We start from the raw sequence: 20,345 nt of genomic DNA on the forward strand, positions 1-20,345 counted from the left end.
TCACTCCCCGGTTCGAAACGACAAGTCGAGCGACGGTGCCGAGTGGGTCAGCGCCCCCATCGAGATCACGTCGACGCCGGTCGCGGCGTAGTCGGGCACGTCCGCGAGGGTGATGCCGCCGCTGGCTTCGGCCAGCACGCCCTCGTAGTCGGCGAGTTCGTCGACGGCCGCCGCCGTCCGTTCGGGCGTCATGTTGTCGAGCAAGACGATGTCTGCACCCGCCTCGGCCGCCAGCGGGGCATCGTCGACGGTCTCAACCTCGACCTCGACTTTCGTCGCGAACGACGTTCGCTCCTGGAAGCGTTCGACGGCGTTCTCGAGCCCCAGTTCGGCGACGTGGTTGTCCTTGACCATCACCATGTGGGAGAGATCGAGCCGGTGGGTGTCGCCGCCGCCCGCGACGACCGCACGCTTCTCGATGCCGCGCAGGCCGGGCGTGGTCTTGCGGGTCGCCGCAATCGCGACGTCGTCGGACTCGTCTCTGGCCGCGTCGACCGCTTCGCGGGTCCGCGTCGCGATCCCCGAGGCATGGCCCGCGATGTTGACGGCGACGCGCTCGCCGCGCAGCACCTCACGGGCACCTCCGACGACCCGGAGCAGTTCGTCACCGGGGTCGACCGCGATGCCGTCCGCGAGCTGATCGGTCACGGGCACGTCGAGGTACTCGAAGACGGCCGTCGCGGCCTCGAGGCCGGCGGCGACGCCCGACTCCTTCGCGACGAGTCGGCCGACCGTCTCGCCGGGCACCTGATTGGTCACGTCGTGGTGGCCGATGTCCTCGCAGAGCCACTGTTCGATCTGTGTGTCGGTGATCATCTCAATCGTCCGCCGTCGGTTCGGCCGTCGATTCGTCGACATCCGTCGCGACGTAGTGACAGCCAGTAGACTCAGTATTCTCGCCGGCCGCACGCGCGATCAACAGCGCAGTGACGCTGGCGTTGCGCAGTTCGTAGAGGTCGCGCGCCGTGCGCGTGCGGATGTAGGCGTCGACCTCGCCTTTCAGCCGCCGGAGGACGGCACTCGCGCGGGCGATTTCGTCGGAATCGCGCTCGAGGCCCAGATACTCGTCCATCGTCTGCTGGAGGCGCGTGAATTTCTCGGCAGCGAAGCGTGCGGGCAGGTCGGGATCCCGATTCAGGAGGTCGGGAGCCTCGACAACGTCGGGGTCGAACCCAGTTGCATCGTCGCCCGCGCGCAGTCCCCAGACGAGGCCCTCGAGCAGGCTGGTACTCGCCAGCCGGTTCGCGCCGTGGACGCCGGTGCGGGCACACTCGCCGACGGCGTAGAGCCGATCGAGCGAGGTGCGACCGCGGTCGTCGACGTCGATGCCGCCACACAGGAAGTGCTCACTGGGGGCGACCGGGATCTCGTCGCCCTCAACGCCGCGATCGCGACACTTCTCGGCGATGGCAGGGTAGTCGGTCTCGAACTCGAGCGGGCTGACGTCGAGGACGACCTCGCCGGTTGCCTCGCGTTCGGCTTCGACTGCGCGGGCAACCACGTCTCGTGGGGCGAGGTCGCCCTGTGAGTGGTAGTCGTCCATGAACGGCTCGCCGTCCCCGTTGCGGAGGATGGCTCCCTCACCGCGCAGCGCCTCGGAGAGAAGGAACGGATCTTCGCCGTCGTAGGCAGTCGGATGGAACTGGATATATTCCATGTCCGCGATGTCTGCACCCGCGAGCGCGGCCATGGCGATGCCATCGCCGGTGGCGTCGTCGGGGTTGGTCGATCGGCTGTAGAGCGTACCGATCCCGCCGGTTGCGAGCACCGTTGCACCTGCGTAAATCGGGTGGCCGGTGGGTTCCTCATCGCTGACGACGCCGTGGACGCGTCCCTCGTTGGTGATCAACTCGAGCGCTGCGGTGTCCTGGCGCACCTCGATACGCTCGTGGTCGTCGACGTACTGCAGGAACGGCCGGAGGATGTGCGTGCCGGTCGCGGCGTCGACGTGGAGAATGCGGAACTCCGAGTGGGCGGCTTCGCGCGTATAGTCGAGGTCGCCGTCGGGGGTCTCGTCGAAGTCGATCTCGAGCGTGTCGATGAGTACGTCCGCGACGGCGTCGTCGGCGTTGTCGACGAGGGTGTCGACGGCCGCGGGATCGGCGGTGCCGTCGCTGGCCGCGATGATGTCCTGTTTGAGGCTCTCGGGATCGCCGCGCGTCGTCGAGATCCCGCCCTGCGCCCAGTCGGTACTGGCGTCGTCGGGCTTCGTCGCTTTCGTCAGCAGGAGGACCTCCGCGCCCTCCCGTGCGGCCGACAGGGCGGCCGCACAGCCCGCGATACCGCTGCCGACGACGAGCACGTCGGTCGTTTCGCCGTCTGTCGTCGTCGCCGTGCTGGTGTCTGTTTCGGTCATCTTAGATCTCGAGCATCCGATCGAGTGCGACGCCCGCGAGTTCTTTCTCCTCGGGGGCGACCTCGATCACGTTGTGTTCGCGGCCGCAGGCGAGCTCCTCGAGCACCCAGGTCAGATAGTTGGGGTCGATCTGGCGCATGGCGTTGCAGTCCATACAGGCGTCGCCACAGAGCGGGACGACGCTGACCTCGGGATGCCAGCGCTGGAGGTGGTTCGTGAGGTGGACTTCGGTGCCGATCGCCCAGGTGTCACCGGGGTCGGCCTCGGCGATCGTCTCACAGATGGTCGCCGTCGAGCCGGCTTTGTCCGCGGCCTCGACGACTTCGCGGCGACACTCGGGGTGGACGATGACCTTCGCATCGGGGTTGTCCTCGCGAACCTGCTCGATGTGCTCGACCCGGAATCGCTCGTGGACTTGGCAGTAGCCGTCCCAGAGGATAATATCGCTCTCGGCTACCTCACCGGCGTCTTTGCTCTCGGGGTCCCAGGGGTCCCACTGGGCGATTTCGTCTTCCATGCCGAGTTGGTGGGCGGTGTTCTCTCCAAGGTGCTTGTCGGGCAGGAACAGCACCTTGTCGCCCTTGTCGAAGGCGTACTCGAAGGCCTTGTGGGCGTTCGACGACGTGCAGACGAGCCCGCCCTGACTCGCACAGAAGGCCTTCAGATCCGCGTAGGAGTTCATATACGTGATCGGGATGATATCGGCGTCGGGCGCGGCGGCGGTGATCTCGGCCCACGCGCTGTCGACCTGCAGCGCCTCGGCCATGCCCGCCATCGGACACGACGCCTCCATGCTCGGGAGGATCACCGACTGGTCGTCGTCCGTGATGATGTCGGCGCTCTCTGCCATAAACGTCACGCCGCCGAAGATCACGTACTCCGCGTCGGCCTCGGCGGCCTGCTTCGAGAGCTGGTAGGAGTCACCGATGAAGTCCGCGTGTTCGACGATCTCCCGTCGCTGGTAGTTGTGGCCCAAAATGACGACGTCGTCGCCGAGGTCGGCGAGCGCCGCCTCGATGCGTTCTGTCCGCTCGTTTTCTTCGAGATCGCGGTATCGTGGCGGGAGTTGTTCGAGGTTGTCGTATTTGAACAAACTGAGATCGGTTTCGAACTCCGCCGTTTCCATGTTGGCCATTTCACGTCACCTGTGGGTAGCTCCACATCACACGCGAGTATTGAATAACTTTTTCCTTCGAAATCAGGATTCGAGGGAATACCATCCGTGAATACGGCGACCGAAACCGGACCGGCGGGAATCCAGGTTGTGAACGTCTCGCTGACGTGAAAGTCACTGCGTGAGTCGCTGTGGTCCTTGTTGCTGGCGCTCGTAGGTGGCGTATGGCACTCGAGGACGCCTTTTCGGACTTCATGCGACGAGATTGGGAGGCTGAGGCGACCACGGGCACGGTCCGACTCGCCGTCATCGGGGTCGGCCACTTCGCACGCCAGCGGGCACTTCCCGCGATCGTCGACAGCGCGCGCTGTGAGACGACGGTGCTCGTCGCCAGCCCGCCCGAGAGCGTGGCTGACGTCGCCGAAACGTACGGCGTCGACCACGTCGTCGACTACAATCCCTTCCTCGAGGGGGCCTGCGTCGACGCCTACGACGCGGTCTACATCGCGGCACCCAACGCCGTCCACGGCCAGTACGCGACCGCGGCAGCCGAGTTCGAGAAGCACGTTCTCTGTGAGAAGCCCCTCGAGACGACCGTCGAGCGCGCTCGAGCCGTCGTCGACGCCTGTGTCGATGCCGGCGTGACGCTGATGACGGCCTATCGGTTGCAGGCCGAACCGACGGTGCGTCGTACGCGCGAACTCGTCCAGGATGGCGTGATCGGCGATGTCGTCCAGGTCCACGGCGGCTTCTCACACCCACTGCTCGAGGAGGCCGGCCCGGACACGTGGCGGCTCGATCCCGACGTCGCTGGCGGCGGCGCGCTGGTCGACCTTGGAATCTACCCGCTCAATACGATCCGGTTCGTCCTCGCGTGCGAGCCCACCGGAGTGTACGCTACCACTCGCTCGGAGGATCCTCCGTTTGCAAACGTCGACGAACACGTCGCCATTCAACTCGAGTACGAGACCGGTACGACGGCCTCGTGTACGGCGAGTTTCGACGCCCACGCTCGCAGCGCGCTCGAGCTAGTCGGCACCGACGGGATGATCGACATCGAGTCACCGTTCGGCGGTGTCGTCCCCCAGGAGATGACCGTCGAGAGCGGCGACGTTCGCATGGAGTACACCGGTCCACGGGTCGACGAGGTCCGCGAGGAGTTCGACTACTTCGGCTACTGCGTCCTGACGGGAACCGATCCCGAACCCGACGGCGAGGACGGACTGGCCGACCTGCGCGCGATCGAGGCCGCCTACGAGTCCGCCGAGACGGGGCGGCAGGTTGCCCTCGAGTGAGCGACGGCTGGGCGGTCGAAACGCGACCGGGACCGGCGGCTATTCAAGTCCGGCTTGCCTACAGAATCGTATGGAGGACGTTACGGACGCCGGAATCTACGCGCGGGAATCGCCGTATCTCGACCGGTACGTGCAACTGGGGGCTGCCAGCGGGCGGGTCCTCAGCGTTTCGTTTCCAGACGTGCCCGACGCAGATGCCGAGGCGGACCACCCCGTTCTCGATCAGCTCTTCGAGTACTTAGACGGCCTCGAGCCGATCACGTTCGACGACGTACAGGTCGCGATGACCATGCCGACCGACCAGCGATCGGTCCTCGAGAGCGTCCGGGAGATCCCCTACGGCGATCAGGTCACCGTCGACACGCTCGCCCGGATGACGTCGGGGCTCGATCACGAGGACGACGACGACATTATCCTCGTCCGGACCGCACTCGACGAGAACCCGACACCGATTCTCATCCCGGACCATCGCGTCCGTGACGGCCCAAGTGCCGCACCACCGGACGTCGAGCAGAAGTTACGGTCGATCGAGGAACTCTAATCACCGGAAGACCTCCCTTTCGAAGTTCGATCGCTGTTCTTCCGGTATTGATCCGCTCCGGCCCGATTTCACTTTCACTTTCGGGCTACCTTTTAACCCTGGGCCCCGTGAACACGGTGACATGAGCCAAGCGACGCTCGGCGACGACGAGGAACTGTTCGGAGAAGCGGCCACCGAGATGCGCGCGGACGTCGAGTCCTCCCTCGAAGACGCTTGGGCGGCACTCCCCGACGCCGACGACGTCTGGGAGACCGACGCCGACAACGTACTGGGTGTGCTCAACGGCCTCAACTCGGCGCTCGAGGTCGGCGATGCCGAGGACCACCTCCGCGATGCCAAAAAGTGGTTCACGATGGGCCAGCGTGCCGATGCCTTCGACGATGCCGACGACCTCGAAGAAGAAATAGCCGACCTCGAGGACGCCATCACGGATATTTCGGGGGCGAGCGAGCAGGTCGGCGAACTCACGTCGACGATTCCGGCGCTTCGCGGCACGCTCGAGGATGCCGGACCCGCGGACGACGCAGCCGACGATGACGCAGGTGACGACGCCGGCGGCGAAGCCGAAGCCGAAGCCGAAGACGAGGAATAACCGACTCCCATCAGGCGGCTACTCGAGCCATACTCCCCGCCTGTCGGCCCAGCCCGCGGCCGTTACCGATGGTCAGGCCGCGAGACGTCACGCTCGGCGACTGCCTCGAGCAGCCAAGCGAGCGAATCGGCAGCACTCTCGAGTAGTGTCTCCCCACGCTGGGCGTCGCCGTTGGCCGGATCGCCGACGACACCGTTTTCCGCGAACTCCGCCGAATCGTAGGCCAGATTGACGTGACTCGTCCAGTCGCCCCAGCCGTCGGCCGCGCCGGTGCGAGCCTCGTCGATCCGATTCTCCCGGATCAGTTCTGGTTCGAGATGACGGAGCAAAGCGGTCTCGAGGGGCCCACCGTGGCCCATATCACTGCTGTGCTCGCCGACGGCTTCGAACCAGGTGAACGGAACGACGTAGGCATCGCCGGCTCGCGTCAGCCGGCCACCGACCTCTCGGAGGGCGTCGACGTTGCCGCCGTGGCCGTTGACGAGGACGACGCGGTCGAAGCCGTGGTGAGCGAGGCTCTCGACGGCCTCGCCGACGTAGTCGCGGAACGTGTCTTCGGAGACCCACATCGTCCCGGGGAACTGGCGGTGTTCCGCGGCGATCCCGACCGGAATCGCCGGCGCACGAACGACCTCGCGGTCGACTCGCTCGACCCCTGCGTCGGCGATCGCTTCCGCGGTGAGCACGTCCGTCCCGAGGGGTGCGTGTGGGCCGTGTTGTTCCGTGCTACCGACGGGAACGACCGCGAGATCCGTCTCGAGATCGTCCACGTCCGTCCACGTCGCCGCTGTGAGATCCATGCGCGAGAATACGCTTCTGTCGGACAAAAGTCAATACATATTCGACCGCGTTGCATAGTACGTCGCAATCGGACTGCACGGCGAACGCAGGCCCAATCCGTTTGCGGCCTGGTTGCGTTCCGTCACGTATGCCTGACGAGAATCGCGAGGCCGGCGTCGAACTCGGCGACGTACAGGAGTCGCTCACGAACGTGGAGTATCCGATCGGTCACGACGAGTTACTCGAGGCCCACGGCGACGAGGAGATCGAGATGAGCGGCAACACGACGACGCTCGAGGAGGTCATCGGTCCGTTGAACGAAGACGAGTATCGGGACTACGGCGAGGTCGAGGGAGCCATCATGAACATGGTCGGCGACGAGGCCATCGGTCGGAAAAACTACAGCGATCGCACGCCGCCCGCGGCAGGCGAGGACAGACAGGACGAAGGGGCACCGGACCAGGGCGACCAGAGTGAGCAAGAGTCGTTCTAGACGCCTCCGCGACCCCTCTTTCTCATACGGACTCCCGTCAGTCAGTGTCGGTGCACCCGCGACCCGTCCTGTGGGCCCACCAGGACATCGTGACAGCAGCCCGTCTCAGTCGTCGTCGCCGACTTCCGTCCGTGCCTGTCGGCGCTGGGCGCGTTCGATGAACTCCTGGGGAAGGTCGTCGATTTCGCCGGCCTGAACGCCCCAGAGATGCGAGTAGAGTCCGTCGTTTGCGAGCAACTCCTCGTGTGTTCCCCGTTCGGCGATCTCACCACCCTCGAGAACGAGAATCCGGTCGGCGTCTTTGATCGTCGAGAGTCGGTGCGCGATGGCGAACGTCGTTCGATCTTCCGCGAGGTCGTCGATCGACCGCTGGATGAGCATCTCGGTCTCGGTGTCGACGTCGCTGGTCGCCTCGTCTAAGACGAGGATCGCCGGATCTCTGAGGATCGCACGAGCGATCGAGAGTCGTTGACGCTGCCCGCCGGAGAGCTTGACGCCGCGTTCGCCGACCTCCGTATCGTAGCCGTCGGGTAAGTTCTCGATGAACTCGTGGGCTTCGGCCATCTTCGCGGCCTCGATCACGTCTTTACGATCGGCGTCGAACGTGCCGTATCTGATGTTCTCCGCGACGCTGCCATAGAAGAGGAAGGTGTCCTGGCTGACGTAGCCGATCGATTCGCGAAGGCTCTGGAGAGTGACGTCTTGGATGTTCTGTCCGTCGACCCGAATCGCTCCATCGTCGACGTCGTACATTCGCAAGAGGAGCTTGAGGACCGTCGACTTGCCAGCACCGGTCGGCCCGACCAGTGCGAGCGTCTCCCCGCCTTCGACGGTGAAGTCGATTTTCTCGAGGACTGGCTCCTCCGTCTGCGAATCCTCCGTTTCACGGTCCTCGTAGCTAAACGCCACGTCGTCGTATTCGACGCGGCCGTCGGCCACCGTGAGGTCGGGTGCGTCGGGTTCTTCGCCGACCCGGTTCGGTTCGTCCATCAGCCCGAAAATGCGCGCACTCGAGGCCCGCGCGCGCTGGTACATATTGATGATCTGACCGAACTGGGCCATCGGCCAAATAAAGCGCTGGGTGTAGAGGATGAAGACGACGAACATCCCGGTACTGAGTTCGCCCGAGAACGGCCCCGGCGGACCCGAGATGACCCAGAGACCGCCGACGAGGAAGGTGACGACGAAGCCGATGCCCGCGAGCACGCGCAGCCCGGGGAAGAACTTGATCCGCGTCCGGATCGCACCCCAGTTGGCGTCGAAGTACTCCTGAGAGACGTCTTCGACGCGGTCGGATTCGTAGGACTCGGTCGTACTCGACTTGATGACCTGAATCCCGCCGAGGTTGTTCTCGAGCCGGGAGTTGACCGTGCCGACGGTCGAGCGCACCTCGGCGTACTTCGGCTGGATGGTCTTGATGAATAGGTAGGTGAAACCGGCGATCAGCGGCACCGGCAGCAAGGCGACCAGTGCGAGCTGCCAGTTGATCGCCAGCAGTAAGCCGCCGATACCCACCACCATCACGAGCAGCCGAAACAGGGAGTTCATCCCGTCGTTCAAGAATTTCTCGAGGCGGTTGACGTCGTTCGAGAGGATCGACATCATCTCGCCGGTCTGTTTGTCGGCGAAAAAACCCATGTCCAGGCGCTGCATCTCGTCGTAGGTGTCGGTCCGAATGTCGTGTTGGACGTTTTGTGCGAACGTGTTGAACCCCCAGTTTCGGGTCCAGTGGAAGATCGCCGAACAGAGAAACGCCCCCGCGATGATCCCGATCGTCAGCCAGAACTGGGCGAGCCGTCCGTCGGGAACGTACGGTTCAATGAGACCGCCACCCACTGGAAACGCCGCCGCGTACGCGATCTCCTGGCGGATCACGGCGTCGATCGCGATCCCGAGCATGAGCGGCGGCAACAGATCCAGGATTCGAGCGCCGACGCTCGCGATCACGCCGACGACCGCAGCCCCGACGTAGTTCACACCGTACTCGAGGAACAGCCGCTTCATCGGGTTCTCGACGTCCGCCCGTTGGTCCTCGAACGGGTCGTCCTCGTCTCCGTCGGCGTGATTCATTGATCGGGGCTCAGGGATCGTCAGCAATAAGAATTGCCGACGAATCGAAACATATCCCGTGTCGATGGCCCCATGAAGTCACGTATGGGCCCACTATTGACTCATTCGGGCCCACTGGAATCGAGGCTGGTGACGGTCGTCTGATTCGACTCGAGGTCGATCTCAACCTCGTCGCCGACCTCGATTCCCGTTTCATTCGTGTAGCCGCGTGGCACCTCAAGCACCCATTTCCCGCGCCCGGAGTACTCGAGATCGTTGCCGTCTTCGTTCGGGCCGGGTGCACGGGCGTGGTGGATCATCGTGATCTCGCCGTCCGCACCGATGAAGATGATATCGATGTCGAAATCCATCTCGCGCATCACGTAGGTCAGGTCTTGCTCGCTTTCGTGGACGAACAACATGCCATTACCCGGTTCGAGCGAGTCGTGGTTGCTCAGTCCAGTGTAGCGTTCTCGGCGGTCGTCTGCAACCTCGACATCGATAACCGCTTTCGGCTCGCCGCTATCGGCGTTGTCGACCACCCGTACCTCTCCGCTATCGGGCCCCCATGGCGTCGAGACGAGCCCGGCCTGAACGAGAACGACACCGGCGATCGAAAGGACGGCGATCGCGAGCAATCCCTTGCCTACGCGCCCGACTGACATACACGATAGCTGCACGGCCAGAGAGTAAAGGTTATTCGGACGGACCTACTCGTCTCGGATGCGGGCTCGTGGTCTAGCTGGTCATGACGCGGCCTTTACAAGGCCGAGGTCGGTGGTTCGAACCCGCCCGAGCCCATTTCTGGGACGAAACGACAGTGAGTCACAGAACTGTATACGAGGGTGGGTTCTAATCAGGGAGCAGCTTCGCTGTGACCGTGGTTCGAACCCGCCCGAGCCCACTTCCTACTGCGAGCAACTCCGCGAGCAGCAGGTATGTGGAACGAGGGCGGTTCGAAAGAGACGACACGCGCACAGCAACGCGGGCACGTCTCGGCGTAGTTCGAGCCCGCCCGAGACCGAGCTGTCTGCGACAGACCTCGAGTCCGAGACGTCCGACGGCGACAGTAAACAACAGTGCTTCGACCACCCCCGCGACCGGTTTCGATGCCGTCCTCGAGCCGGCTTTCGAGTTCGAACGGGATCAGGCCGACGTAGTCAGTGCTTGAGCCGCGCAACGTTTTCCCGAATCTGGCCGAGGAGGCCGTCCCCTGACCCGGGCTGGAGAGCTGCATGAAGCGTCGAGTTCTCGGGTTCGTCCTCGACGACGATGCGGAGATACGGCTCGAGTTGCTCGAAGTTGTCCGCGAGGACGACGGTATGGTTGTCTTCGTTGTGCTCGACGACACCCGCATCGTCCAGTTTCGGGACGTGACACTGGACCGACGAGACGTAGACGCTCTTGTACTCGTTTTTTGCGACCTCGTCCGGCGGTACGTCGTGTTCCCAGCCGGCGACCGTCTCGGCCAGCGTCGATAGCTCGATCGGCTCGTCCTGGCCCCGAAGCGCATAGAGGAGATACCGCCGCCGGCGGTTCGCCAATAACTCGAGGATCGTGTCGGCGTCGAGTTCGGTGGGCTCTTGGCTCGAGGTAAGCGATTCCATAACACAATATTACCCCCCAGGGCGGAAAAGGGTGTCTTGAATATCCGTTAATCCAACAAACAGATGGTAATCCAACATAGATATCCGTGTATTGTCTCCGTTACTGGTTTTTCAATACCATACTCAATATATCGGGCCCCGTCGCAGGCTCCTGTAAGCAGTGTGGAACGACGATCGCGATTCGAAATCCTTTTTTATATCATGGACGGAGAGAGAGGTAAGCCGCCTTAGCTCAGACTGGGAGAGCACTCGACTGAAGATCGAGCTGTCCCCGGTTCAAATCCGGGAGGCGGCATTTTCCTGCGAACAACGTGAGCAGTGAAAACGCTCCCGAGCGTATTCTGAACCCTGGAAGTCACAGCCTGCGCAGCGAAGCGAGCAGGAATGTCTTCCTTCGGTTCAAATCCGGGAGGCGGCACTCCCTTCTCGGTTCATATGCCGGAACGACAAGCCTCCTACTCAGTAGTCTCTATGCCGTTGCTTGCAAGGGAGCGGGGTGAGCGTGGGTGCAACTGCTCGAGATCGCGTCCCACGAGGTTGCAGCACCCTTCCTCTTCGCTGAGTGTGGTCTCAAATCGTCTTTCGCGTGCGATCGGCGGCTCACGGACGGCGACAAGAGTTTCGGATCAGCCGTCTGCGAAAGCTGCACGACAGAACCGGCCGAGAGACTTCGGCATCGTCAACGGCTTCTGCAGTCGACGCTGTGTCCTCGAGATATTCGCCCGTTCAACTGTGGGGCGTTCCGGTTGACGACGCAGCCGAACCGGATCAGCAGCGGTGTGATATCGCGCGATAGTAATATACTGTCCGAACACGCCCAGTAACTCTCCGTTGGACGGCCGGCAGTCTCGAGCGGGACGCCTGAACGGACGTGATCAGTCACATCGGGGTTCGAGCGGGAAAACAGTAGAGCGGGTGGGAGGAACAGTAGCCAGGGTATTTACTGAGGCGGCGGGACTGGTTGCACTGCCCTACGAGGCAACGCGCTTGCGGATCCCCCGTCTCGTAGGATGCGATACAACCCAGAGAACCATGTCACACCAACAGCCACCGCACCAGCAAATGGGACAGTCACCGCAACAGCGAGCCGGCCGCCAGCGATCTCAGCAACAGACCGGACAGCAGTATCAACAGCAACAGCAACAACAGCAGCCACAGTCGTTCGATCAGGCCGTCCCGCAGCAGGTCTCGCAGGCCATCTACCAGCTCGAGGAGCTCGAGTCGGACGCCGAGTGGGCGCACGGACAGGCGATGAAGTCCGGCGACCGATCCACTTCCGGAATGCTGGCTGATCTCACGCAGATCATCCATCTCCAGAAGACGCTCCTCCTGCGGCAATCCGAGTTCGCACAGACGTTCGGCCAGTGCACCCAGCAAGCGATCCAGCAGAGCACCCAGCAACTCCAGCAGTCCCAGGCGCCGGGTGTCCAGCAGGTGATTCGGCAGGCCCAGCAGCTCTCTCAGACGATCCACCAGGCGAGCCAGCAGGTCACACAGCAGGGCCAGCGACAGCAGGGCCAGTCACAGCAGATGGGGAGCCAAATGCCGTCGCCGCAAGTCGGTGGCCAGTCCTTCTAAGAACTGGCTCGACTGACACACCCTCGCAATCTTCGCGTTTATAATACTATTTATCGAGCGTCGAGTGGGAGCGGTCTTTACAAGCGGGTAGGCGCGGCGCTGTAACGTAATCAAAGCGGTGTGAGACAGTTCCGACAGTAAGTAAATGCGGGATCGTTTTCGACACCACACTGCCGACACGTGAAGGGCGTCCCGTCTGCCGTGTTCCCATCGAGTGCCGTCGGCTCCGATTCCGTCGCGTCGGCGTCCTGGGACCGTCTCTCGGACCGTCGCTCGAGGCCGTCCCGATAAATCCCTGTAAGCACTGGGATACTGATCCCGATCGCAGCGAGTAGGAGACCGATGACTACCGCAGCGTAGATCTGTTCGGGAGCGGTCACACCCTTATTCTACGGTCGCCGGCTGTTTAGTGCTGTCCACTGGACACAGCGCCGACCGGTGGCCGGTGTGGCAGACGCGTGTGACCGCCAACGACTTTCACCCCACGGCTCGGTAACGTACCTGTGAGCAACGACTCGATCACAAACGAGAGCGAGACGTTCGAGATCGGCGCGACGACGGTCCATCGGCTCGGGTTCGGTGCGATGCGCCTCTGTGGCGAGGACATCATCGGCGCGCCCGATGACGAGGACGGTGCACGAGAGGTCGTCCGCCACGCTGTCGACTGCGGCGTCGATTTCATCGATACGGCCGACTCCTATGGTCCTGCGGTCAGCGAACGGTTGATCGGCGAGGCGATCGGCGATCGTGACGACGTACTCGTCGCGACTAAGGCGGGCCTGCTGCGCAACGACAGCGGCGACTGGATCCCCCACGGTGATCCGGACTACATCCGCAACCAGGTACTCACCTCGCTCGACCGGTTGCGGACCGACACTATCGACCTCTACCAGTTTCACCGGCCGGACGACGACACGCCGTTCGAGGACTCCATCACGACGTTCGCGGAACTCAAAGACGACGGCTTCGTCGACGAAGTCGGCGTCAGCAACGTCTCGGCCGAACTCCTCGACCGCGCTCGCGAACAGGTCGAGGTCGCGACCGTCCAGAACCGGTACAACCTGCACGACCGTGGCAGCCGGGAGGTCCTCGAGATCTGTGCCGACGACGGCATCGGCTTCATCCCGTGGGCACCGATCGACGGCGACGATCTGGCCGCACATGGCGACCTCCTCGACGAAATCGCCGCGGATCACGATGCGACGCGACGGCAGATTGCACTGGCGTGGCTGCTCGAGCGGGCCGACGTCATGCTCCCGATTCCGGGTACGTCCGACCTCGACCATCTCGAGTCGAACGTCGCTGCCTCACACCTGTCGCTGTCCGATACGGAGGTGCGGCGACTGACCGAGGCTGCGGAGTGAGCACCTGCGACTGTCGGTACGTCTCACTCGCCGACGTAAATCGTCTGCAGCCGTGCGCCACAGGACGGACAGCACAGCGTCTGCCACTTCGCCGGATCCAGCCCACCCATCGTCTTCGTTCGACGCGCCTCGTTGAGCGAGACCGTTTCACCGCAGGCATCACATTCGAAGGGACCACTCGTCTCGGCCATCGGATCGGATAGCACGTCCACACGTATGGATGATACTGTCTAGAGACGGTGAGGGATGTCCGTTCCGAGCGTCCCAGGACGGACCTCGGCGAACGTACGTAACCGTAATATATCCCTCGAAAGAGCCGACCAACGCCCGAAAACCCTCGCCGCGAACGGATCGGATGCGAGAATCGAACCACGTCGAAACGTACTCACTTCGCTGCGCGCGACTCGTCTCGTTCGGTCTCGCCTTCCGGCTTCTTCACTCCTCACTTCGTTCGTCTGAAAAAGTCCGGGTGCGAGAATCGAACCCGCGTCTCAGCCTCCACAAGGCTGAAGGATAACCACTACCCCAACCCGGACGCGCTTACACCATATCCTACACGCGGTCGGATTCAAATACGTTACGACTCGGGGATCGGTGTGTGCGACTCCATACCGCGCGATTTCGATCACACGACACGCGACCGAGACGTTTTTCGGCACACGGCCGGTACCACCGGTAACGCGTGGCCATCACCGACAAGATCTACATCAAGAACCACCGCCAGCTCAGCTCCCAGCTCGAGACGAACATCCCCAAGGGGGCGTTCAAGGGGGCAACGCTCGACATGCTCTTTCAGGGAGAGGGCCTCGAGAAACTCGACGACGCGACCCGTGATCGCGTCCTCGATTTCACACAGGACTTCCTCGACTGTGATTGTGACAACAACCCCTACTGTGGCTGTCCGGAGCGGAAGTTCATCCAGTATTTACTCGAGTTGCGCGCCCAGGGGCTCGGGCCGGACGCGATCGTCGACGTGATGACTGACGACTACATGGTCTATGCCTATCCGGGCGACGTCCTCTCGTTTCTCGACAATGCCGTCCGCACGCTCGAGGCCGCGGAGGGGCTCGCCCGCGTCGACGGTGCGGACGAGACACACGAGGAGATCCGGCGAGCAAAGCAGGAGCTGGCGCGCTGAGCGTCACTTGCAGGTGTGCGACTACTGCTAGACCGCTGAAACTGCAACTGAGCGCAAGCTTGACCTGTTCGGCCGGTGATCTGTCGCTATGATCGATCGGGAAGGCCGCATCGTCTTCGGCTCGTTGCTGGCGTTCGTGATCGCCGTTGCGGGCTCGGTCGTCCTCGAGCGACAGACCGGAATCACACTCCGCGAGTGGCCGCTCGCTGTGTTCTTTCTGGTCGTCGGCGTTGCGATCGTCTTCCCACAGCTGTATCTTGCGTTGACGGAGGCGGGGGCACGCTCGCGGACGCGACTCCGATTTGCGGCTGTTACCACTGCTGTGTTCGCAGTCGCGTTCGCTGACGACGCGGCGGGCGCGCGCTATCTGCTGCTTGCGACGATCGGCACCGGCGCGCTGCTTGGGCTTCTCTGTTACGAGGCGCTTTCGGGATATCGTGCCGTCAGCGACGATGTCTCGTTTGACCTCCAGGATCGGTGAGCCTCGAGTCAGGAGAATCAGCAACTGTTAGGGTAGCCGACCGTCTCGACCCATCCATGACCGATCCCGAGGAACTCGCCGCGCGGGTGCGCGACGGCGACGTTCGCATACACGAACTCGAGGACCACGCCGACTACGACACCGCGGCCGAGGCACGCCGGCTGCTCGTCGAACGCGAGACCGGTGCCGACCTCGAGACCGTCGGCGACTACTCGTTCCCCGCCGAACAGGCGGAGCCGAACATCGAGAACATGATCGGTGCGGCACAGGTGCCGATGGGCGTCGTCGGCCCCGTCCCCGTCGATGGCGGTGCGGCAACCGGCGATCACTACCTGCCGCTGGCGACGACCGAAGGTGCACTGCTGGCGTCGGTCAATCGCGGGCTCGCCGTGATCCGTGCGGCCGGCGGCGCAGATGCGCGTGTGACGAAAAACGGGATGACCCGCGCCCCCGTCTTCCGAGTCGACGGCGTCGCCGAGGCTGCCGAGACCGTCGAATGGGTCGAGGACAACCTCGAGACGCTCCGTGAGGCCGCCGAGTCGACGACGAGCCACGGCGAACTGCTCGACGTCGAGCCCTATGTCGTCGGTGACTCCGTCTATCTGCGTTTTGCCTACGACACGAAAGACGCGATGGGGATGAACATGGCGACGATCGCTACTGGCGAGGCCTGCGAGGTCGTCGAGGCCGAAACGCCCGCCTCGCTGGTCGCGCTGTCGGGCAATCTCTGTTCGGACAAGAAACCCGCCGCGATCAACGCCGTCGAGGGTCGGGGTCGTTCCGTGACCGCCGACGTCGTGATCCCTGGCGAACTCGTCGAAGAACGTCTGCACACCACTGCCGACGCGATCGCCGAGGCCAACACCCGCAAGAACCTGATCGGCAGCGCCAAAGCGGGCAGTCTGGGTTTTAATGCCCACGCAGCCAACGTCGTCGGCGCGGCCTTCCTCGCGACCGGCCAGGACGAGGCCCAGGTCGTCGAAGGCGCGAATACCATCACCACGATGGACACCCGCGAACGCGAGGATGGCACCACCGACCTCTATGCCAGCGTCTCGCTTGCCTCTCTCGAGGTTGGCACCGTCGGCGGCGGGACGAAACTGCCGACCCAAGCCGAAGCGCTCGAAATCCTCGGGCTGCGGGGCGGCGGCGACCCGCCGGGCTCGAACGCCGATGCGCTCGCCGAAATCATCGCCGTCGGCGCGCTGGCGGGCGAACTCTCGCTGCTCGGGGCGCTGTCCTCGCGCCACCTCGCGAGCGCGCACGAAGACCTCGGGCGGTAGGGGCGATCAGCGCGGGCAGTAGGGACGATCGGCGGTCCACTCGGCGCCCCCACCAAACCGAGAGTCGACGGGAACTGCCCCGGCCATTTTAGAGCTGAGCGGTGCAGGGAGCGTATGATCGAGACGGTCGCCGTCACCGGCGGCAACGGCCGTGTCGGACGGCGCGAGATCGCATACCTGGCCGACGAGGGCTACCGCACCGTCAACTGCTCGCGGGGGAAGCGCGACGAGGATCGGGCGGACGCCTATCTTACGACCGACTTGCTCGACGCGGGCGAGGTCTACGGCTCGCTCGCGAAAAGCGACGCCGACGCCGTCGTTCACCTCGAGATGATCCCCTCGCCGGAGACGTCACCGGGCTTTCGGACCTACGAGAGCAATGCGCTCTCGAGTTACCTCGTCCTCGAGGCCGCGGGTGAACTCGGGATCGACACCGTAGCGCTGGCCTCGAGTCTCAGCGCCATGGGCGGCGGCTACGAGCCAGAGCCGATCGGCGTCGACTACTTCCGGTCGACGAGGCCCACCCGCTCAGGCCGTCGACCGCGTACGGGATCGGGAAGCAGACCCTCGAGATCGCCGCCGACGGGGTCGCACGGCGGTCCGCAGACCGGCCGCGAACCATCACCTCGCTCCGGTTCCCGTGGATCGTCGACGACGGCCTGGCTCGAGAGGCGTTTCTCGAGGCCGACCGAACGTTGTCGGGGCTCCGCGACGCGGGGGAGTTCCACATGCAGCGCAACACGCTGTTCAGCTACGTCCACCTCTCGGACGTGGCCGATCTCGTCCGGCGGACCGTCGAAGCGACGTTCGACGGCCACGAGCGCGTCTGGGTGTCGGCACCCGATACGAGCGCCGCAATGCCCAGCCGCGAGCTCGCCGCGACGGTCTTCCCCGACGCCGAACTCCGCGACGCGCTCGGCGACGGAGAGCACGCCGCGCTGATCGATACCGGGAACGCCGAGACCCTGCTCGACTGGGCGCCCGAATGGAGTTGGCGGCAGCTACGCTGACTGCAGCAGTCGCGGTTCCCGGCTCGTTCGAGGCCCTCAGAGGAGTCGATACTGCCCGCGGCTCTCGCTCGCGACACCGCGTCGCGTAAGCTTCTCGAGCGCCTCCCGCACGTATTCCGCAGACACCCCCCGCTCGCCCGCGTACGCGACGATCTCGTCTTCGGTCGGTTTCTCGAGGGCCTCGAGCGCTCCCTCGACGATCTCCTGCTTGCTGCCGCTACGAGTCGGCCCGCGCGGATCGCGATCGCCGGCTGCTTCGACTTTCTCGACATCGAGGCCGGATTCCTCGAGATACTCCGTGTTATCGACGACACCGTCGGCCACGTCGCCCTCGAGTTCGGCAAAGGAATCGAGTTTGGCGAACGCTTCACCTTCGCCTTGCCGGTTCGCGAGCATCGACGCGCGGACGTCGCGGGCGTGGGCGGCATCGTCGGTCTCGACGAACTTCTTGCGCTTGTCGTAGGCCTTGCGCGCGCCACAGCGGGGACACTGGGTCGTCTCCGATCGGCCCTCGATGATCCAGAGGTTCGAACACTCGCTACAGCCGACGACGGCGTACATAGCAGGCAGTGGGCTGGCCCGGCAGTTCAACCTTCGGCAACCGGAGCGGAAGTGAAACGCGGCTGCCGGTGGGATTTTAGGCGGCTGCTACCGTCTCGAGGCGTATGGAACGCGTGTCCCTGACCGACAACGAGCCGTCCGAAGCCGCCGATGGTGTCCACCTGGCGCTGCTAGCTGGCACCGACTCGATGAACGTTCAGCACTTCGAGATCGAACCCGACGCAGTCGTCGAGGAACACAGCCATCCCCACGAACAGACCGGATTCATCTGCGAGGGCGAGGTGACCTTTCTGGTCGACGACGAGGAAATCGTCTGTGGCCCCGGCGACTCGTACGCGATCCCGGGCGACCAGCCCCACGCGGCCGAAAATCGCGGCGACGAGACGGTCCGCGGCGTCGATATCTTCAGTCCGCCACGGGAGAACCCGAGCTGGCAGGAGTAGTCTCGCCGCCTGTCGTGTCCGTCTGCCACCACTACTGAATACCACGGAGTTATATTCTCGAGTTCGTAAGAGACTGTTATGGCAACCGAACAGCGGTCAGTAGAACGCGGACGAATCGGAACCGCGCTCGAGCGGCTGGGGCCGACGTGGCTCGCCGGCGCGATCGCGGCGGGCCCGGCGACGATGGGCAGCCTGCTGGTCGCGGGCGCGAGCTTCGGCTACGCCCTGTTGTGGGTCGTCGTCTGCTCGGCGGTGTTGGGCGCCCTCGGCCAGTATCTCGCCATGCGACTGGGGCTGCTCACCGAGGCGGGAATCGTCTCAGTCGTCGACCGCCATCTCGGCTCGGGCTGGGCCTGGGTCCTCGTGGTCGACGTCGTGTTGGCCGCCGGTTTGGCGCAGGTGATCATCATGAAGACGCTGGCCGAAGTCAGCGCGACGATGGTCGCCAGCGCGGGTATCGGTGTCGCCGTCCTCGCTGATCCACGCTTCTGGGGCGTCGCGTGGGCCGTGCTCCTCGCGCTGGGACTCGCGGGCGGGGGCTACCGCGTCGCAGAGATCGGCGCCAAGGTGCTCGTCTCGATGGTCGTCGTCGCCTTCGTCGCTGCCGCGTTCGTCGTGCCGATCGACCCTACTGCGGCGGCTGGCGGTCTAGTGCCGGCGATTCCCGCAGGCGTCAACGGTGCGCTCGTCGCCGCGGGCATCCTCGGTGGTGCGGTCCATATTACGCTGTTGACGATGCAAAGCTACACGATGCGGGCCCGAGGCTGGACTGATCGTGACGCCGACACTGCGATCGTCGACATCGTGAGTTCGATGCTGGGTGCGTTCGGCGTTTTCAGCCTCGCGGTCTTTCTGGTCGCGGCGAGCGTGCTCCCGGCGGCCGGCGTCGATCCCGCGACGATCGACGGCATCAGTGCCGCCCAGACTCTCGGCCCGGTCGCCGGCGAGTACGCTACCTGGGTGTTCCTCGCGGGCCTGCTCGGTGCAGCGGTCTCGACGCTCGGCGGGAACACGATCGTCCCGCCGTACCTGCTCGCCGACAAACTCGGCTGGGAGCGATCGACCGACGACAGCCGGTATCGGGCCGCCGTCGCCGGCGTCGCGCTCATCTCCGCCGTCGGAGCGTTCGTCGGCGGTGCGTTCTTCCAGTTGCTCGTACTCACGCTGGCCTTCGGCCTCGTCGGCACCCCCTTCGCTATCGCCGTCATCCTCGTGCTGCTGAACGATCCCGATGTCGTCCCGGAGACGAACTCGCGTGCGGCGAACGTTGGTGGGCTCGTGCTCTTCGTCGTCGCTGCCGTCCTCGCGGGCGAGTTCGTCCGTGGGGAACTCCAGACGATCTCCGATCCGCTCTCGGCGTTCGTCGTCGTCTTCGCGATCGCGATGGCGCTCGCATTGCTCGGACTGGCCGGGCGGTACGTCCGAGACCGGGTCAGCGGGGTCTGACCCGGACGTCGTCACTGCCGGGGCGAAACCGAACCGTCACGGAAGCGCGGTTACCACACCGAAGAAGACGAGTAGCCCGAGTCCGGTAACGAGGGCCGCGATCCCGAGCGGAACGAGGATTCGGCCAGCTTTCCACATCGAAGCGATCATCGCCGCCATCGCCTTTGTTGGGAGATGTATAGCTGACATGTGGTAGTGTCTACCACACCAGGGG

At 64.2% G+C, this 20,345-nt stretch carries 22 protein-coding genes, 3 tRNA genes and 1 pseudogene; 14 read left to right on the forward strand and 12 right to left on the reverse strand.

Annotated features, from left to right (window positions below; all coding sequences use genetic code 11):
• Genes nadC through nadA form a run of 3 tightly spaced genes read right to left on the reverse strand, consistent with a single transcriptional unit; the run spans position 1 to position 3,491 of the window.
• Positions 1-816 (reverse strand): carboxylating nicotinate-nucleotide diphosphorylase, encoded by an 816-nt coding sequence (nadC, locus tag E2L06_RS01910; protein WP_138778081.1) that lies wholly within the window; start codon positions 814-816, stop codon positions 1-3.
• A gap of 1 nt (position 817) precedes the next feature.
• A complete protein-coding gene (locus tag E2L06_RS01915) occupies positions 818-2,356 on the reverse strand; it encodes an L-aspartate oxidase (protein WP_138778083.1) in 1,539 nt (512 codons plus the stop codon).
• A 1-nt stretch (position 2,357) separates the two neighbouring features.
• Complete coding sequence (nadA, locus tag E2L06_RS01920) at positions 2,358-3,491, reverse strand: quinolinate synthase NadA (RefSeq protein ID WP_138778085.1); 1,134 nt, start codon at positions 3,489-3,491, stop codon at positions 2,358-2,360.
• Positions 3,492-3,694: 203 nt separating this feature from the next.
• Between nadA and gfo6 the strand changes: the two genes are divergently transcribed.
• The 3 genes from gfo6 to E2L06_RS01935 all read left to right on the forward strand — a co-directional run bounded on the left by gfo6 (position 3,695) and on the right by E2L06_RS01935 (position 5,898).
• Positions 3,695-4,765 (forward strand): D-xylose 1-dehydrogenase Gfo6, encoded by a 1,071-nt coding sequence (gene gfo6 / locus E2L06_RS01925; protein ID WP_138778087.1) that lies wholly within the window; start codon positions 3,695-3,697, stop codon positions 4,763-4,765.
• A 70-nt stretch (positions 4,766-4,835) separates the two neighbouring features.
• On the forward strand, positions 4,836-5,306 hold the full coding sequence (locus E2L06_RS01930) for an MGMT family protein (RefSeq protein ID WP_138778089.1): 471 nt from the start codon (positions 4,836-4,838) through the stop codon (positions 5,304-5,306).
• A 121-nt stretch (positions 5,307-5,427) separates the two neighbouring features.
• Positions 5,428-5,898: a DUF5790 family protein gene (locus E2L06_RS01935; RefSeq protein ID WP_138778091.1), complete on the forward strand. Its 471-nt coding sequence runs from the start codon at positions 5,428-5,430 to the stop codon at positions 5,896-5,898.
• Positions 5,899-5,960: 62 nt separating this feature from the next.
• Here the strand turns inward: E2L06_RS01935 and E2L06_RS01940 are convergent, their stop codons facing one another.
• Positions 5,961-6,698 (reverse strand): creatininase family protein, encoded by a 738-nt coding sequence (locus tag E2L06_RS01940; RefSeq protein WP_138778093.1) that lies wholly within the window; start codon positions 6,696-6,698, stop codon positions 5,961-5,963.
• A gap of 128 nt (positions 6,699-6,826) precedes the next feature.
• Here E2L06_RS01940 and E2L06_RS01945 point away from each other — a divergent pair, with 128 nt between their 5' ends.
• On the forward strand, positions 6,827-7,171 hold the full coding sequence (locus E2L06_RS01945; protein ID WP_138778095.1) for a hypothetical protein: 345 nt from the start codon (positions 6,827-6,829) through the stop codon (positions 7,169-7,171).
• A gap of 105 nt (positions 7,172-7,276) precedes the next feature.
• Here E2L06_RS01945 and E2L06_RS01950 read toward each other — a convergent pair whose 3' ends face one another.
• Both E2L06_RS01950 and E2L06_RS01955 read right to left on the reverse strand, forming a co-directional pair.
• The gene (locus tag E2L06_RS01950) at positions 7,277-9,241 is read right to left on the reverse strand and encodes an ABC transporter ATP-binding protein (protein WP_138778097.1); all 1,965 of its coding nucleotides are present in this window, start codon (positions 9,239-9,241) and stop codon (positions 7,277-7,279) included.
• Between the two features lie 101 nt (positions 9,242-9,342).
• Positions 9,343-9,885: a DUF192 domain-containing protein gene (locus E2L06_RS01955; protein WP_138778099.1), complete on the reverse strand. Its 543-nt coding sequence runs from the start codon at positions 9,883-9,885 to the stop codon at positions 9,343-9,345.
• Between the two features lie 62 nt (positions 9,886-9,947).
• Here E2L06_RS01955 and E2L06_RS01960 point away from each other — a divergent pair.
• Positions 9,948-10,021, forward strand: a tRNA-Val gene (locus tag E2L06_RS01960).
• A gap of 359 nt (positions 10,022-10,380) precedes the next feature.
• Here the strand turns inward: E2L06_RS01960 and E2L06_RS01965 are convergent.
• The gene (locus E2L06_RS01965) at positions 10,381-10,827 is read right to left on the reverse strand and encodes a hypothetical protein (RefSeq protein WP_138778101.1); all 447 of its coding nucleotides are present in this window, start codon (positions 10,825-10,827) and stop codon (positions 10,381-10,383) included.
• Between the two features lie 221 nt (positions 10,828-11,048).
• On the opposite strand from E2L06_RS01965, the gene E2L06_RS01970 reads away from it, so the two are divergent.
• Together E2L06_RS01970 and E2L06_RS01975 are read left to right on the forward strand one after the other, a co-directional pair.
• A tRNA-Phe gene (locus E2L06_RS01970) sits at positions 11,049-11,122 on the forward strand.
• Between the two features lie 767 nt (positions 11,123-11,889).
• Positions 11,890-12,405 (forward strand): hypothetical protein, encoded by a 516-nt coding sequence (locus E2L06_RS01975; protein WP_138778104.1) that lies wholly within the window; start codon positions 11,890-11,892, stop codon positions 12,403-12,405.
• 110 nt (positions 12,406-12,515) lie between these two features.
• Here the strand turns inward: E2L06_RS01975 and E2L06_RS01980 are convergent, their stop codons facing one another.
• Positions 12,516-12,785: a zinc ribbon domain-containing protein gene (locus tag E2L06_RS01980; RefSeq protein WP_138778106.1), complete on the reverse strand. Its 270-nt coding sequence runs from the start codon at positions 12,783-12,785 to the stop codon at positions 12,516-12,518.
• A 123-nt stretch (positions 12,786-12,908) separates the two neighbouring features.
• Here E2L06_RS01980 and E2L06_RS01985 point away from each other — a divergent pair, with 123 nt between their 5' ends.
• Positions 12,909-13,769 (forward strand): aldo/keto reductase, encoded by an 861-nt coding sequence (locus E2L06_RS01985; protein WP_138778108.1) that lies wholly within the window; start codon positions 12,909-12,911, stop codon positions 13,767-13,769.
• 23 nt (positions 13,770-13,792) lie between these two features.
• On the opposite strand, the gene E2L06_RS21665 is transcribed toward E2L06_RS01985, so the two are convergent.
• A complete protein-coding gene (locus tag E2L06_RS21665; protein WP_171052288.1) occupies positions 13,793-13,960 on the reverse strand; it encodes a hypothetical protein in 168 nt (55 codons plus the stop codon).
• Between the two features lie 272 nt (positions 13,961-14,232).
• A tRNA-His gene (locus E2L06_RS01990) sits at positions 14,233-14,304 on the reverse strand.
• 147 nt (positions 14,305-14,451) lie between these two features.
• Here E2L06_RS01990 and E2L06_RS01995 point away from each other — a divergent pair.
• From E2L06_RS01995 to E2L06_RS22945, 4 genes and pseudogenes are all read left to right on the forward strand, one after another.
• On the forward strand, positions 14,452-14,907 hold the full coding sequence (locus E2L06_RS01995) for a DUF5814 domain-containing protein (RefSeq protein ID WP_138778110.1): 456 nt from the start codon (positions 14,452-14,454) through the stop codon (positions 14,905-14,907).
• An 88-nt stretch (positions 14,908-14,995) separates the two neighbouring features.
• The gene (locus E2L06_RS02000; RefSeq protein WP_138778112.1) at positions 14,996-15,388 is read left to right on the forward strand and encodes a hypothetical protein; all 393 of its coding nucleotides are present in this window, start codon (positions 14,996-14,998) and stop codon (positions 15,386-15,388) included.
• 56 nt (positions 15,389-15,444) lie between these two features.
• Positions 15,445-16,671 carry a hydroxymethylglutaryl-CoA reductase (NADPH) gene (gene hmgA, locus E2L06_RS02005; RefSeq protein ID WP_138778114.1) on the forward strand — a complete coding sequence of 409 codons (1,227 nt, stop codon included), beginning with the start codon at positions 15,445-15,447 and terminating at the stop codon, positions 16,669-16,671.
• 114 nt (positions 16,672-16,785) lie between these two features.
• A pseudogene (locus E2L06_RS22945) lies at positions 16,786-17,681 on the forward strand (NAD-dependent epimerase/dehydratase family protein).
• Positions 17,682-17,717: 36 nt separating this feature from the next.
• Here E2L06_RS22945 and E2L06_RS02015 read toward each other — a convergent pair.
• Positions 17,718-18,242: a DUF5817 domain-containing protein gene (locus E2L06_RS02015; protein WP_138778116.1), complete on the reverse strand. Its 525-nt coding sequence runs from the start codon at positions 18,240-18,242 to the stop codon at positions 17,718-17,720.
• A gap of 104 nt (positions 18,243-18,346) precedes the next feature.
• On the opposite strand from E2L06_RS02015, the gene E2L06_RS02020 reads away from it, so the two are divergent.
• Both E2L06_RS02020 and E2L06_RS02025 read left to right on the forward strand, forming a co-directional pair.
• Positions 18,347-18,685, forward strand: coding sequence for a cupin domain-containing protein (locus tag E2L06_RS02020; RefSeq protein ID WP_138778118.1), 339 nt, complete (start codon positions 18,347-18,349; stop codon positions 18,683-18,685).
• A gap of 78 nt (positions 18,686-18,763) precedes the next feature.
• Entirely contained in the window at positions 18,764-20,131 is a 1,368-nt protein-coding gene (locus tag E2L06_RS02025) for an NRAMP family divalent metal transporter (RefSeq protein ID WP_138778120.1), read from the forward strand.
• Positions 20,132-20,167: 36 nt separating this feature from the next.
• Here E2L06_RS02025 and E2L06_RS21670 read toward each other — a convergent pair whose 3' ends face one another.
• On the reverse strand, positions 20,168-20,320 hold the full coding sequence (locus E2L06_RS21670) for a hypothetical protein (RefSeq protein ID WP_171052289.1): 153 nt from the start codon (positions 20,318-20,320) through the stop codon (positions 20,168-20,170).
• Positions 20,321-20,345: the final 25 nt, after the last annotated feature.

The organism is Haloterrigena sp. H1, from assembly GCF_005938085.1.
Classification (GTDB): domain Archaea; phylum Halobacteriota; class Halobacteria; order Halobacteriales; family Natrialbaceae; genus Natrinema.

Excerpts from the sequence above, each read along its gene's own strand:
- E2L06_RS02015 (WP_138778116.1), bottom strand. The coding sequence starts at position 18,242 with ATGTACGCCGTCGTCGGCTGTAGCGAGTGTTCGAACCTCTGGATCATC.
- E2L06_RS21665 (WP_171052288.1), bottom strand. The coding sequence starts at position 13,960 with ATGGCCGAGACGAGTGGTCCCTTCGAATGTGATGCCTGCGGTGAAACG.
- E2L06_RS01955 (WP_138778099.1), bottom strand. The coding sequence starts at position 9,885 with ATGTCAGTCGGGCGCGTAGGCAAGGGATTGCTCGCGATCGCCGTCCTT.
- E2L06_RS01945 (WP_138778095.1), top strand. The coding sequence starts at position 6,827 with ATGCCTGACGAGAATCGCGAGGCCGGCGTCGAACTCGGCGACGTACAG.
- E2L06_RS01950 (WP_138778097.1), bottom strand. The coding sequence starts at position 9,241 with ATGAATCACGCCGACGGAGACGAGGACGACCCGTTCGAGGACCAACGG.
- nadC (WP_138778081.1), bottom strand. The coding sequence starts at position 816 with ATGATCACCGACACACAGATCGAACAGTGGCTCTGCGAGGACATCGGC.
- E2L06_RS02025 (WP_138778120.1), top strand. The coding sequence starts at position 18,764 with ATGGCAACCGAACAGCGGTCAGTAGAACGCGGACGAATCGGAACCGCG.
- E2L06_RS01975 (WP_138778104.1), top strand. The coding sequence starts at position 11,890 with ATGGGACAGTCACCGCAACAGCGAGCCGGCCGCCAGCGATCTCAGCAA.
- E2L06_RS02000 (WP_138778112.1), top strand. The coding sequence starts at position 14,996 with ATGATCGATCGGGAAGGCCGCATCGTCTTCGGCTCGTTGCTGGCGTTC.
- hmgA (WP_138778114.1), top strand. The coding sequence starts at position 15,445 with ATGACCGATCCCGAGGAACTCGCCGCGCGGGTGCGCGACGGCGACGTT.
- E2L06_RS01930 (WP_138778089.1), top strand. The coding sequence starts at position 4,836 with ATGGAGGACGTTACGGACGCCGGAATCTACGCGCGGGAATCGCCGTAT.
- E2L06_RS01935 (WP_138778091.1), top strand. The coding sequence starts at position 5,428 with ATGAGCCAAGCGACGCTCGGCGACGACGAGGAACTGTTCGGAGAAGCG.
- E2L06_RS01965 (WP_138778101.1), bottom strand. The coding sequence starts at position 10,827 with ATGGAATCGCTTACCTCGAGCCAAGAGCCCACCGAACTCGACGCCGAC.
- E2L06_RS01915 (WP_138778083.1), bottom strand. The coding sequence starts at position 2,356 with ATGACCGAAACAGACACCAGCACGGCGACGACGACAGACGGCGAAACG.
- E2L06_RS21670 (WP_171052289.1), bottom strand. The coding sequence starts at position 20,320 with ATGTCAGCTATACATCTCCCAACAAAGGCGATGGCGGCGATGATCGCT.
- E2L06_RS02020 (WP_138778118.1), top strand. The coding sequence starts at position 18,347 with ATGGAACGCGTGTCCCTGACCGACAACGAGCCGTCCGAAGCCGCCGAT.
- E2L06_RS01940 (WP_138778093.1), bottom strand. The coding sequence starts at position 6,698 with ATGGATCTCACAGCGGCGACGTGGACGGACGTGGACGATCTCGAGACG.
- nadA (WP_138778085.1), bottom strand. The coding sequence starts at position 3,491 with ATGGCCAACATGGAAACGGCGGAGTTCGAAACCGATCTCAGTTTGTTC.
- gfo6 (WP_138778087.1), top strand. The coding sequence starts at position 3,695 with ATGGCACTCGAGGACGCCTTTTCGGACTTCATGCGACGAGATTGGGAG.